General features: G+C 42.7%; 10 protein-coding genes and 1 tRNA gene. 5 read left to right on the top strand and 6 right to left on the bottom strand.

The window, feature by feature from the left end:
* Nucleotides 1–233: 233 nt before the first annotated feature.
* Nucleotides 234–318, bottom strand: a tRNA-Leu gene (locus VRK28_RS08645).
* A 176-nt stretch (nucleotides 319–494) separates the two neighbouring features.
* Entirely contained in the window at nucleotides 495–2,147 is a 1,653-nt protein-coding gene (locus VRK28_RS08640; RefSeq protein WP_062566117.1) for an acyl-CoA dehydrogenase family protein, read from the bottom strand.
* Nucleotides 2,148–2,287: 140 nt separating this feature from the next.
* On the opposite strand from VRK28_RS08640, the gene VRK28_RS08635 reads away from it, so the two are divergent.
* A complete protein-coding gene (locus VRK28_RS08635; RefSeq protein ID WP_062566118.1) occupies nucleotides 2,288–2,788 on the top strand; it encodes an RDD family protein in 501 nt (166 codons plus the stop codon).
* A 74-nt stretch (nucleotides 2,789–2,862) separates the two neighbouring features.
* Here VRK28_RS08635 and lptG read toward each other — a convergent pair whose 3' ends face one another.
* Both lptG and lptF read right to left on the bottom strand, forming a co-directional pair.
* Entirely contained in the window at nucleotides 2,863–3,930 is a 1,068-nt protein-coding gene (lptG, locus tag VRK28_RS08630) for an LPS export ABC transporter permease LptG (RefSeq protein WP_175082587.1), read from the bottom strand.
* A complete protein-coding gene (lptF, locus tag VRK28_RS08625; RefSeq protein WP_062566119.1) occupies nucleotides 3,927–5,039 on the bottom strand; it encodes an LPS export ABC transporter permease LptF in 1,113 nt (370 codons plus the stop codon). The genes lptG and lptF overlap by 4 nt, the downstream gene beginning before the upstream one ends.
* 322 nt (nucleotides 5,040–5,361) lie before the next feature.
* Between lptF and pepA the strand changes: the two genes are divergently transcribed.
* The 3 genes from pepA (at nucleotide 5,362) to VRK28_RS08610 (ending at nucleotide 10,328) form a co-directional block, all read left to right on the top strand.
* Complete coding sequence (gene pepA, locus VRK28_RS08620) at nucleotides 5,362–6,876, top strand: leucyl aminopeptidase (protein ID WP_054552638.1); 1,515 nt, start codon at nucleotides 5,362–5,364, stop codon at nucleotides 6,874–6,876.
* A gap of 126 nt (nucleotides 6,877–7,002) precedes the next feature.
* The gene (locus VRK28_RS08615) at nucleotides 7,003–7,449 is read left to right on the top strand and encodes a DNA polymerase III subunit chi (protein WP_054562716.1); all 447 of its coding nucleotides are present in this window, start codon (nucleotides 7,003–7,005) and stop codon (nucleotides 7,447–7,449) included.
* 23 nt (nucleotides 7,450–7,472) lie between these two features.
* Nucleotides 7,473–10,328: a valine--tRNA ligase gene (locus tag VRK28_RS08610; protein WP_332393752.1), complete on the top strand. Its 2,856-nt coding sequence runs from the start codon at nucleotides 7,473–7,475 to the stop codon at nucleotides 10,326–10,328.
* A 98-nt stretch (nucleotides 10,329–10,426) separates the two neighbouring features.
* Here VRK28_RS08610 and VRK28_RS08605 read toward each other — a convergent pair whose 3' ends face one another.
* Nucleotides 10,427–11,704, bottom strand: a complete 1,278-nt coding sequence (locus tag VRK28_RS08605) for an outer membrane protein transport protein (RefSeq protein WP_054562718.1) — start codon at nucleotides 11,702–11,704, stop codon at nucleotides 10,427–10,429.
* A 336-nt stretch (nucleotides 11,705–12,040) separates the two neighbouring features.
* Between VRK28_RS08605 and VRK28_RS08600 the strand changes: the two genes are divergently transcribed.
* Nucleotides 12,041–12,364 carry a hypothetical protein gene (locus VRK28_RS08600; protein ID WP_054562719.1) on the top strand — a complete coding sequence of 108 codons (324 nt, stop codon included), beginning with the start codon at nucleotides 12,041–12,043 and terminating at the stop codon, nucleotides 12,362–12,364.
* Here the strand turns inward: VRK28_RS08600 and VRK28_RS08595 are convergent.
* Nucleotides 12,324–13,541: an HD-GYP domain-containing protein gene (locus VRK28_RS08595; protein WP_269407649.1), complete on the bottom strand. Its 1,218-nt coding sequence runs from the start codon at nucleotides 13,539–13,541 to the stop codon at nucleotides 12,324–12,326. The genes VRK28_RS08600 and VRK28_RS08595 overlap by 41 nt on opposite strands.
* Between the last annotated feature and the right edge of the window lie 310 nt (nucleotides 13,542–13,851).

The following is a 13,851-nucleotide window of genomic DNA, read 5'->3' as shown; positions in this document are numbered from 1 at the left end:
TGTTTTCAAAACCCAACAACCGCACCGCTCGGCTAAAAACTGACAGCTGATGGCTGATGGCTGAAAGCTTTTCAGGCATAAAAAAACCCCAGCAAAACTGCTGGGGTCATAAAAGTGGTACCAGTAGGTGGACTTTTACTTATTCCAGTGCCACGCCCTGCGTGGCGCTCAAGTCCGCTAACTACTTTTTTCAGGCATAAAAAAACCCTAACCAATTGGCTAGGGTTAAAAAGTGGTACCAGTAGGCGGACTTGAACCGCCACGCCCGAAGGCAACGGATTTTGAATCCGTCATGTCTACCAATTCCATCATACTGGCTTCATTTTTCTTTAACCTTCTAAACACGAGAAGATAAAGAAAAACCACTTTAGAGCAAAAGCTTTTTTAACTGCTTTTGTCTCTATGCCAAGCATTATACAAAGAATGGGTAAGGCAGCAAGCGTTTTGTGCGGCGTCACTGATCAACCGCACAATAATTAAACAAGTTGTTAACTTTAGAGTTTTGGCATCATTCGCGAAACAATCGCCTGACAATCGATATCATGACTCAGGCAGCCGTACTGACTAAACCCTGCACCACTTAAACGACTTTTTACAAACGCATCGGCAATAAGTGGCTCGCCAAATTGTAATAGTGTTGATGCTTGCCAAAGCTGTGCCAGCCTTTCAATTATGCGCCGAGCATGCATTTCAAGGTTTGCAGTATCTGTGAGCATCTCTTTTAGTTCATCGAGTTTTATCGCAAAATCAGGATGCAAACTGCGCGCTTTTTCAAGTTCATTGATAAGCACCTCAAGTGACTCGGGCTCACGGCTGAACACGCGTAAAAGATCAAGGCATTGCACATTACCAGAGCCTTCCCAGATAGAGTTAACCGGTGCTTCTTTATAAAGTCGGCTGGTAATGTTGTCTTGAACATAACCCACGCCACCAATACATTCCATAGCCTCATAAGTGTGCTGCACTGCCCGCTTACAGATCCAATATTTACCGATTGCTGTGGCGCTACGTATTAATGCCACTTCATTGCTATCATCTTGGTTATCAAGGGCGTTGGCAATACGCATTGAAATGGCAAGAGCAGCTTCGGCCTCGATAGCTAAATCAGCGAGTACATTGAGCATGAGCGGCTGTTGATGCAAGTTTTTACCAAACACACTGCGCCCAGCTGTATGCCAAATTGCTTCTTTTACTGCTTGTAACATCAGCGAGCTTGAACCCAGCATGCAGTCATAACGAGTTAGAGCGACCATTTGAATAATAGTGGCAATGCCTCGCCCCGGCTCACCGAGTAACCAGCCATGTGCACCTCTGAATTCAATTTCAGAGCTCGCATTTGATTGGTTCCCCAATTTACTTTTTAAGCGCTGAATATACATGGCATTTTTCTCGCCAGTTTCGAGCCAGCGTGGCACTAAAAAGCAAGATAATTGCTTTTCATCGGTATTAGCGAGTACTAAAAAGGCGTCGCTCATGGGCGCTGAGCAAAACCATTTGTGGCCGGTTAAAGTATATAATTGCCCTGCACCGCTTTCATTGATGGCGTCTGCTTTGGTGGTGTTCGCACGAACATCAGAGCCGCCTTGTTTTTCAGTCATCGCCATACCTATGGTGACACCTTTTTTCTCGGTCCAAGGCTTATTGTCTGAATCGTAATGATTTGCCAGTATTTTAGGTAGCCACATAGCCGCTACATTTTCTTGACTCGCAATGGCAGGCACACTAGCAAACGTCATGGTTAATGGGCAACCAGAGCCCGGATCAGCATGATTGTGTAGCACCGCCATTACCGCTCTTACAACATGGCTACCGGCTTTCTTTTGCTGCCAAGGCAAAGCGCTGTGCCCTTGCTCTATAGCATGCTGCATTAGCTGATGGTAACTTGGATGATAATCAACTTGGTCTATGCGTTCGCCAAAGCGGCTGTGAGTTGTTAATTCGGGTAAGTGTTTGTTTGCTAAGAACCCAGCTTGCAGTAATACACCTCCCACTTGTTCCCCAAACGCCGTTAAATGCGCAGTTCCCCATTGCCCAGCAAAACGATTTTGCCAGTATTGAAGTACCCTGTCGGCCTCATAGGCGTTGTAGTTTTCAAGTGGTTTGGGTTGATTAAATACTTGGTGAGTTTCGCTTTGAGAAACGGCCATAACTGTGTGCTCATTTTTATTATTTTCTCAACTATAGCAGGTCAGACCTGTTTGTCGACTTGCTAAACGGCCGTTAAGTATTTCTTGTTTGCGAAGGACTTTGCTAAACTACTGCGCAATTTAATTGGACGAGATTGTTTATGTCAGCTGAGTTTCCACGTGCCGGTTTCTGGCGCCGCTTTGCCTCTTTAATCTACGATACCTTGGTTATCATTGCCTTTGCGATGCTGACAACCGTACTGTATTTATTAGCTGTTCAAGGGCTAATTTCTTTAGACTTACTAAGTATTGGTGACGCTGAAGATGTATCTGCTTTCATTCAAAATTCACCATTATTGTATGGCTTTCGTAGTGTGTTATTAGTGATAGTGAGTGTTAGTTTCTTTAGCTATTTTTGGGCTAAGAGCGGCCAAACTATTGGTATGCGTGCATGGCGTTTGAAGGTGCAAACCCTCGATGGTCATTTAATTAGCTGGCATCAAGGCGCACTTAGAGCCATTACTGCACTATTAGGGTTAGGTAATTTAGTGGTGTTGGTAGATTTTAAAAATAAGCGTGCCTTACAAGATTACATCGCAAAAACAGAAGTGATCACCCTCACCAAAGAAGAAAATAAACGTATTTATCGCTCACTTGATTAAGTGATTAAGCAATACCGCAAGCACAAAAAAAGCGTGGCTCAAACCACGCTTTTTTTGTGCTTTTTAAACGACTATCAAACTCGTTTATTCAATAGGTAAGTTGCAAACCCTATAAACAGTAGGCTTGGTAACACAGCACCAACCACAGCTGGAATTTGGTAAACCATCACCACAGGACCAAATATCTCATTAGTTAAGTGGAAAGTAATACCGGTTATAACACCCATGATGATACGTGCGCCCATAGTTACTGTGCGAAGCGGGCCGAATATAAACGATAAAGCAACTAACAACATAACGGCGATAGATACAGGCTGCATGATCTTACGCCATAGCGCTAGCTCATAAGTGCTGGTGTCTTGCTCATTTTGCTGCAAATAACCTAAATATGACCAAAGCCCAGTAAACGACAGCGCTTCGGGCTTAACCGACACCACTCCTAATTTTTCGGCGGTCAGTTGCGAATCGTAAAATTCTTCTTTGTGCTGCTCAGTACTGATCTGCTCTGGCGTGATCATGACTTTATTTACATCACGAAGTAACCAACCATCTTTACGGTTTAATGCTTCTTCTGCTTTGGTAATTTGAGTAAGTTGCAACGATTTATCAAAGTGATACATATGCACGCCACGTAAAGTGCCTTGCTGATCGACATCTTCAATATTAATAAAATTGCTGCCATCTTTCGCCCACACACCTTGCTTAGCATTAAATACATCACCACCATAAATCGCTTGGTTACGTATTTCTTTTGCTTTGAGCTGTGCTTCTGGAGCACCCCATTCACCTAGCGCCATCATACAAATCGCCATAAACATCGCGGTTTTCATGACTGATGCAATGATTTGCAAACGTGACATACCCGCCGCTTGCATAACGACCAGCTCACTGTTTGAGGCCAATGCACCTAAACCTGTTAAGCCGCCAATCAAGGCTGCCATTGGGAAGAAGATAACTAAATCACCCGGCATGCTGTATAAGGTGTAAATCAACGCAGTTGCAATATCATAGCTACCACGGCCAACTGATTTTAACTGCTCAATAAACTTAATGAGGGTACTAATACCTACCAGAACCATTAAAGCAAAACCGGTGGTTTGAATTATGCTGCGACCTAAATACCAGTCGAGTGTTTTCATCATGCGCTTAACTCCCGCTTAGTCACAACTGCCTTTAACCATGCTCCGAGCGGACGACCTTTGATAATCAAGAAACCACCAATAAACAAGGCTGATAAATGGATCCACCACAAACCAATTGAAGGTGGAATTTTACCATCTTCAACAGCAAACTTAGCTGCATTCAATAAAATGAAGTACCCTAAATACAAGCTAATTGCAGGCACTAATTTAGCGAATTTCCCTTGGCGCGGATTCACCACACTCAAAGGTACTGCGAGTAAAGTTAATAATGGAATTGAAAGCGGAATAGCTAAACGCCACTGCCACTGTGCAATAGCTTCAGAGGTTTTCATTTTGAATAAATCAAACGTTGGTATAGCTTCTAACTTACGACGCTGGTGCTCTATTTCTTGATCTTGAATTTGCACACTGTAACCATCGAACTCTGTTAAGTTTAACGCAGCAGACTCGCCATCTGTTTCATAGCGCTTACCATCGTTAAGAACAAGTTGCTGCTCACCGTTATCTTGCTCAATCACCACACCACGCTCTGCATATACTAAACGGGCTAAGTCACCTTTTTCACGATCTGGTAACTGCGCAACAAATACCTTGTGTAGCTCTTTACCGCTATTTTCGATGTTGTGAATGAAGACTACGGCTTTCTCATTACCCGTTTGCTGAAAACGCCCTGCACGTAATGCCGATAAGCCTGCATCAGCTTTGGCTTGCTCTTTTAATTGATATTCTTGCTCACTGGCCCACGGCGCAACATAAAGAGTAAGCGCACCGGCTAAAATAGCCATCGCAGTACTTGAGATAAGCGTGACACGAACCACATACCACTCACTGACACCACAGGCTTTGAAAACAGTCATTTCGCTGTCTGCATAAATGCGACTGTAGGCCAAAATAATCCCTAAGAAGATACTCAAGGGCAGAATAAGGGAAGCAAGTTGAGGAAGTTTTAGTGCAATCATCGAAAGCACAAGTTTAGCTGGAAGACCCCCTTCAGAGGCGTCTCCTAAAATAACAACAAACTTTTGAGACACAAAAATAGTCATCAAAGTTAAAAATACGGCGACCTGCGACTTGAAGACTTCAGTGGTCAAATAACGAAAAATTAGCAATGCTCGCCCCTGTTAAACATCGAGTTTCACTGGAATAGTAAGGAATTTTGAGTAAACTAGTTATTTTACTCACTTTATTATATGCCATCAAAGTTAAATATCATACCTAGCAAGAACATATAATCTTGCATAAATGGTGCAGATGGCGTCTATTATGTGATATTGATATTCACATTAAGATAAAGTTCAAAAACACATAAATAGAGTCATAGTTTATGTACTAAGATTAGTGCTATTAAACTAAAAAATGTAAGAAAGGACTCGAAAAAGAATTTCTTACCCTTATAAACTAAGGTTATACGACTCAATATCAGGAGTAACAATGGAATTTAGCGTAAAAAGTGGTAGTCCAGAAAAGCAACGTAGCGCATGTATTGTAGTAGGCGTTTATGAGCCACGTCGTTTATCCCCCATTGGTGAACAATTAGATAAAATCAGTGATGGTTATATCTCTAACTTACTACGCCGTGGTGACCTTGAAGGTAAGCCAGGCCAAGTATTGCTATTGCATCATGTACCTAATGTACTGAGCGAGCGTGTACTACTAGTAGGTTGTGGTAAAGAGCGTGAGCTTGATGACAAACAATATAAACAAATCATCTCAAAAACGATTAACACGCTAAACGAAACTGGTTCGATGGAAGCGGTATGCTTTTTAACTGAGCAACACGTTAAAAGCCGTGACACTTATTGGAAAGTACGCCAAGCAGTTGAAACAACTCAAGACTGCTTGTATACCTTCAATCAACTGAAAAGCAAAAAGAGCGACCCACGTCGCCCACTACGTAAAATTGTTTTCAACGTACCAACGCGTCGCGAGTTAACCATTGGCGAAAGTGCAATTGAGCATGGCTTAGCCATCGCTGCTGGTAGCAAGTTATGTAAAGACGTTGCTAACATGCCGCCAAATATCTGTAACCCAGCTTATTTAGGTGAGCAAGCACAAGAAATTGCTGATAATTTCGATAATGTAAGCGTTGATATTATTGGTGAAGAAAAAATGGCAGAGCTGGGCATGAATTCATACCTAGCGGTTGGCCGTGGTAGTGCTAATGAATCGGTTATGTCGGTGATCAACTATCAAGGTGGCGACAAAGACCAAGCGCCAATCGTGTTAGTGGGTAAAGGCTTAACCTTTGACTCAGGTGGTATTTCGATCAAGCCAGGCGAAGCCATGGATGAAATGAAATACGACATGGGTGGTGCAGCAGGTGTTATTGGTACTATGCGCGCTTTAGTGCAAATGCAATTACCAATTAACGTTGTCGGTGTTTTAGCTGGTTGTGAAAACATGCCAGGCTCAAACGCTTATCGCCCGGGTGATATCTTAACCACTATGTCGGGGCAAACAGTTGAAGTGTTAAATACCGACGCTGAAGGCCGTTTAGTACTGTGTGATGCACTCACTTATGTTGAGCGCTTTGAACCAGATACCGTTGTCGATGTAGCAACACTGACAGGTGCATGTATTATCGCGCTGGGTTCACATGCCACAGGTTTACTATCAAACCACAACCCACTTGCCCATGACCTACTAAAAGCGTCTGAGCAAAGTGGCGACCGCGCATGGCAGTTACCTCTTTGGGATGACTATCAAGAGCAACTTGAAAGCCCATTCGCTGATTTCACCAACTTAGGTGGCCGTGCTGCAGGTACGATTACAGCGGCATGCTTCTTATCTAAATTCACCAAAAAATATAACTGGGCGCATTTAGATATCGCAGGTACAGCATGGCGCAGCGGCGGTAAAAACAAAGGCGCAACCGGTCGTCCGGTGCCTATGTTGACTCAGTATTTACTGAACCGCGCAGGCGTGAGTGAAGCTAGTCACGATTAAGCCTTACCGCAAGCTTTAAACTAACCCTAAATAAGGCGCCAAATGGCGCCTTATTAATTGAAGCAATTCGCGTTCTATGTCAAAATCCCTGCTTTGATCTGTGTATCTGTGGGGACGAAAGTCACTATGAATATGAACGCACAATTTTACGTTCTAAAACAAGATGATAGTGCCCACCAAACGGCTGGCGCTGTTTTCGATCTGGCAGCTAAAATTGCTGCGGATCAGTATCGTCTAGGTCATCGCGTATTTATTTACGCTGATAACACCGACACGGCCCACACAATCGACGACATCATTTGGTCATTTGAACCAGATAGTTTTGTACCACATAACTTACAAGGTGAAGGCCCTAAAGGTGGCGCTCCGGTTGAAATTGGTATGACTCCACCTGTCGGCAACAGAAAAATATTAATCAACTTAGCTGAACACCTACCGGATTTTATTCGCCGTTTTCAGCAGGTTTATGATTTCGTACCCGTTGAGCCAAATGCTAAGCAAGCCGCCCGTGAGCGGTTTAAAAAGCTTCGCCAACTGGGCGCCCATATTGCAACGCAAGAAATTGACATTTAAGCATTTATTTAAGGTTCTGTGTAATGGATAAAACCTATAATCCGCAAGATATTGAACAGTCTTTATACCAAGGCTGGGAAGAAAATGGCTACTTTAAACCGTCTGGCCAAGGTGACGCTTACTCAATTATGATCCCGCCACCAAACGTCACGGGTAGCTTACACATGGGCCACGCGTTCCAAGATACCATCATGGATACGCTAACGCGTTTAAAGCGTATGCAAGGCAACAACACTTTATGGCAAGTAGGTACTGACCACGCAGGTATCGCAACGCAAATGCTTGTTGAGCGTAAGCTTGCTGCTGAAGAAGGTAAAACACGTCACGACCTAGGCCGTGAAGCATTTATCGATAAAATCTGGGAGTGGAAAAACCACTCTGGCGGCACGATCACTAAACAATTACGTCGTTTAGGTGCTTCTGTAGATTGGGACCGTGAGCGTTTCACTATGGACGAAGGCCTTTCTGAAGCAGTTAAAGAAGTATTCGTACGTCTTCACAAAGAAGATTTAATTTACCGTGGTAAGCGTCTAGTTAACTGGGACCCTAAACTTCACACGGCTATTTCTGATCTTGAAGTTGAAAACAAAGACAAACAAGGTCACATGTGGAACCTACGTTACCCACTTGCTGATGGCGTAAAAACCAAAGATGGTAAAGACTACATCGTTGTTGCTACAACGCGTCCTGAAACAATGCTAGGTGATTCAGGTGTTGCTGTTAACCCTGATGATGAGCGTTACCAAGATCTGATCGGTAAAGAAATTTTACTGCCTATCGTAAACCGTCGTATTCCAATTGTTGCCGATGAACATGCAGACATGGAAAAAGGCACAGGTTGTGTGAAAATCACGCCTGCCCACGACTTTAACGATAACGAAGTAGGTAAACGTCACCAACTTCCTATGATCAACATCTTCAACAAAGATGCTGCAGTATTAAGCGAAGGCGAAAGCTACACATTCGACGGTAAAGAGCTTGAATTAGATGCGCCAATTCCTGAGCGCTTACACGGCCTTGACCGCTTTGATGCACGTAAAGCGATTGTGAGCGAATTTGAAGAACTTGGTCTATTAGAAAAAATTGAAGATCACAGCCTAACAGTTCCTTACGGTGACCGTTCTGGCGTAGTGATTGAGCCACTTCTTACTGATCAGTGGTACGTGCGCGTAGCACCTCTAGCAGAGCCTGCAAAAGAAGCAGTTAAAAATGGCGACATTAAGTTCGTGCCTCAACAATACGAGAACATGTACTTCTCGTGGATGAACGACGTACAAGACTGGTGTATTTCACGTCAGCTTTGGTGGGGTCACCGCATCCCAGCTTGGTACGACAACGAAGGCAACGTTTACGTTGGTCGTGACGAAGCTGAAGTACGCCGCGATAACAACCTTGCTGATGATGTTGCACTTAAGCAAGACGAAGACGTTTTAGATACCTGGTTCTCATCTGCGCTTTGGACTTTCTCAACGCAAGGTTGGCCGGCAAACACTGATGATTTAAAAACTTTCCACCCGTCTGACGTATTGGTAACAGGTTTCGATATCATTTTCTTCTGGGTTGCTCGTATGATCATGATGACCATGCACTTCATCAAAGATGAAGACGGCAAGCCACAAGTACCATTTAAAACCGTTTACGTAACTGGCCTTATCCGCGATGAAAACGGCGATAAGATGTCTAAATCGAAAGGTAACGTACTTGATCCTATCGACATGATTGACGGTATCGATCTTGAAAGCCTAGTTGAAAAGCGCACTGGTAATATGATGCAGCCACAACTAGCGAAGAAGATTGAGAAGAACACTCGTAAAACATTCGAAAACGGTATCGAAGCACACGGTACAGACGCACTGCGTTTCACCCTTGCAGCAATGGCTTCAACGGGTCGTGATATCAACTGGGATATGAACCGTCTTGAAGGTTACCGTAACTTCTGTAACAAACTATGGAACGCAAGTCGTTACGTATTGATGAACACAGAAGAGCAAGACTGTGGTTTCGCTACAGATGCTGAGAAACAGTATTCACTCGCTGATCGTTGGATTTTAGGCCAGTTTGAAGCAACTGTTAAAACCTATACTGAGCATCTAGAAAACTACCGTTTTGACCTAGCTGCAAACACCATTTATGAGTTCACTTGGAACCAATTCTGTGACTGGTACCTAGAACTTACTAAACCAGTATTGTTTAAAGGTAACGAAGCACAGCAACGTGGCACTCGTCATACCTTAATCACGGTATTAGAAAGCCTACTTCGCTTAATGCACCCGTTAATGCCATACATCACAGAAACGATTTGGCAACGTGTTGCACCACTTGCAGGTATCGAAACTGCGGGCACTAGCATCATGGTTCAAGGTTTCCCTGTATACAATGAAGCTAATGTTGATAGCCAAGCGATGGACGACCTAGAATGGGTTAAACAATTCATTCTTGCTATTCGTAACATCCGTGGTGAAATGGATATCAGCCCAAGCAAACCATTATCGGTATTGCTTGCTAATGCGTCTGACGAAGACAAGCGCCGCTTAACGGAAAACGAAGCTTTCTTAGCGTCTCTTGCTAAGCTTGAAGAGTTCACGTTACTTGATAACAAAGACGAAGCACCTGCGTGTGCAACATCGTATGTTGGTAACCTTGAGATCATGATCCCAATGGCTGGCCTAATCGATGTTGAAGCTGAACTAGCTCGTATCGCGAAGCAGCTTGAAAAAGCAGAGAAAGGCTTAGCTCAAGTTAATAACAAATTAGCTAACGAGAAGTTCGTAAATAACGCGCCAGAAGCTGTACTTGCTAAAGAGCATGCTAAGCTGGCTGAGTTTACAGATGCGAAAGACAAACTATTAGCGCAAAAAGCGAAAATCGAAAGTCTATAACAGCATATATAAAGCGCGATTTATTCGCGCTTACAAAAAAGCCGCGCTATAAACATTGTTATAGCGCGGCTTTTTAATGCTCTGTAACAGCGACTTTATTAAAATTTGTAGTTGTACTGAGCACCAATTAGAACTGCGTGACCTTTTGATTCATATTCCCATGAAACATCTTGGCCTAAAGAAGCAGCTAGGCTGTCTTTTTCAGAGAAGTTTTGTGTTTTACCACGAAGGATACTTACACCTAAGTCAACATTTGAGTTTTCGCTGAATGCGTAGTTACCACCAAACGAGAACCAGAAACGATCTGTATCAGGGATAGAGATTGAAAGGTGTGATTGGTCTGCTGGTGACTCATCGTATGCAATACCTGCACGAAGTAAAAGTGCATCGCTGTACTGGTAGTCAGTACCGATAGAGTAACGCATTGAATCTGAGAAGTTCTCTTCTTTAGAGAATACAGGCGTTTCAAGGCTTGGTGTATAAGCTTCTAATTTTTGGAAGCTGTCCCAACCAGTCCATAAGATGCTGTAGTGTACGCCTAGCTTCTTATCAAGTTGATGTGAACCAGAAAATTCAGCAATTGCTGGTAAAGTCAGTTTTAACTCACCCGGTACTGTAGTACCCGCTAAACCACCAACTGCAGCTGGTAATTGATTTGAGTACTCGCCTTCAAAGTCGATATCTGTTTCGCTGCGGTAGTTAAAACCAAAACGGTTGTTTTCGTCTAACTGATACATCGCACCAATGTTCCAACCAAAGCCGTAGTCGTCACCTTCAAGGTGAGCAATTTGCGTGCTAGCTGGTAAACCAAATGGGTTAGTACCTGCATTACGAACAACTTTTGCATCAGCATAAACATAGTTTAAACCAAGACCTAAGCTGAACTGTTCGTTGATTTTATATGAAGCGCTAGCATTCATGTTAACTGTTACGATTTCAGTTTCACCCGCGATAGAGCCTGCCGCGTAGTCATCTTTAAACTCAGTTGAAAGACCGAAGTTTGAAAAAGCACCAAAGCCTAAAGACACTTTATCGTTTAAAGGCATTGTGAAGTAACCTGCAGGGATAAATGCAGATGGTGCGATGCTATCGTCATCGATAGAGCTTTCATCTAAGCCGTATGCAGCACTTTCGCCTTTTAAGCTTACATCTGGAATTACAGCAATACCTGCTACTGAGATTTGCTTGTCTTTGAATAAAGACATAAGTGCAGGGTTACGAGCAACAACTGATGCGTCATCTGCAACAGCTGCTTCACCAGCGTATGCGCGACCTAAACCTGAAACGTTTTGCTCTGCTAATTGGAAAGCTGCAGCGAAGCTGTCAGCAGAAACAACAGCAAGTGATGCTGCAATTAGTGTTTTAGTGAACTTCATAAATCTGTGTCCTCTTGCAAACTTGTGCGAAAGCTAATCCAACAATGAGGGCAACCTATTAGTTAAGCATAAAAGATTAGCGCTGTATGTTGGTATTAGATGTTTTATTCTAATGATTACAAACTTTCGAACATTACCTTAATTAAGATCAAAAAACTGTAATTTTTCGTTAGAAATAGGTAAAAAACCCGCATTTTAACAACAAGATAACAACTTATTAAAACTCATCAGAGCTCTGATTACAAAAACAATAAACAATAGTAATTATCATTTGCATTGACATCTATTTCTTGTCCCTTTAGACTAAAAATAAAGGTTTTACTGTTGAGTTTGAGTATGGAAATCGCATTGATTATTGCGGCACTGATGTTATGCGGTGTGAGTGTTCATTATTTTTGTAAAGCAAACTATTGCGCGTGCACTAAAGCAGGTGATTGCGATAACCCAGTTAATCACTATTGGCTAGGCGCCATGCTGAGTGCTGTTTTATCACTACTGTTATGTTGTGTGGCCTTACATGTCGAAAAAGGCACATTGCTGTGGTTGGTATTAATGACGAGTTGTTTTAGTGGTGCATTTATATCAGCAAAACGCAGTGCCAAAAAACGCTGTGTTAAGTCTAAACAAGCAGATGCTCTTTTAACAAACGAGCCAAATTAAGCTGATAATCTAGAGGCTTAATGCTCGCGATAATTTTTAGTTCTTTTTCTACACTTAAATCGACATCTTTGGCAGTAATATGATGCTTATGCTTGGCATTATAGAAGATCTTTATTTTCGGCTTAATTGGGTTTTCGTGGTTACCTTCCATCACTAACGCCAAGCGCTCATTATTCAACTTCACAATCGTACCAACAGGGTGAACCCCTAGGCATTTAATAAAGCGTTGCACCAACTCAGAGTCAAACAATTGCTTATTGGCAAGTAAATAACGCAGCGCTGAGATTGGCTCTTCACCCATTTGATGCGGCCTGTCTGCAGTCATTGCATCATAAACATCGACGATTGCCATCATACGGGCTGCACGGCTCAGCTTTTCAGCTGCAATACCGCGAGGGTAACCTGTACCATCTAAACGCTCATGGTGATTCACTATCATATCGAGCATTAACGGCGTAATGCCCTTTTCACCTTTCACTAAACCTAAACTCTGCGCCACATGCTTTTTAACAACTTGCATTTCGTTGTCGTTCAAAGCGCTTGGTTTTGACAATACACCTTGTGGCATTTTCGCCTGACCGATATCGTGCATCAATGCACCCATTGCCAGCTCTTTAATTGTCTTTTCTTTGTAACCTAGGTACTTAGCAAACACACTCACCAAAATAGCGGTGTTGATCATGTGCCGCCAGTTATAAATATGTTTATCTTTAAGGCGAGTTAAAATAGTTAAGGCATTGTGATTACGAAATACCGAGCTGACTATATCAACGGCAATATCATCAAGCACAGCGACATTCATCTTTAAACCCGACGTGATATCTGAGTAGAAACCTTGCAATTTTCGGCTGTGCTGCTCGTAATGCACGCTGGCTTTTAAAAACTCTTGTTGAACAGTGATCCCTTGCGGTGCTTCGTTAGCTGCAGGCTTTTGTTCAACATTAGGTTTAGCCGGTTCAGGCTTTGGTTGGTATTTTTTAGGGAGTGCAACATCGCTTTGTGTAAAGTCGATGAGTAGCTCTTCAACCCCCTCAGAGATAAGGCGTTGAATAATCGTTTTATCACGCACTAAACCACGTGTTTTGATTTTAATACTATTTACATGCTCTTGTTGCTTACTGACACTGTCAACAAACATCCCTGGTACAAGTTCGGCAATGGGTAAGGTAATAAGCATATGTGAGCTTAGCGCATAAAAACATCGAGTTTTTTATTATCGCTAATTGATTACAAATGTCTATAGATTGGGTAGCGAATACGAAATAGGTATGAGTTACGGAGTTAGAAAGGGGAAAGTTTCTAGGGGGGAAGTTTCTAGGGGAAAGTTAGAAAGAGTAAAGTTAGAATCGCTTAGCTAACGAGTCAAGAAACTCGCTAACTTTACTCTTGAAACTTGCTAACTTCCCATCCCTAGCAACTCGCTAACTTTATTGATCTGACTCCATAAAAGTAGACACCTTTTTGGAGTCAGTAATCATGAAAGTAAA

This window comes from Pseudoalteromonas sp. P80D2 (assembly GCF_036680945.1).
GTDB lineage: Bacteria > Pseudomonadota > Gammaproteobacteria > Enterobacterales > Alteromonadaceae > Pseudoalteromonas > Pseudoalteromonas shioyasakiensis.
Note: the sequence above shows the minus strand (reverse complement) of the source record. Positions and strands in the feature narration are given on the sequence as shown.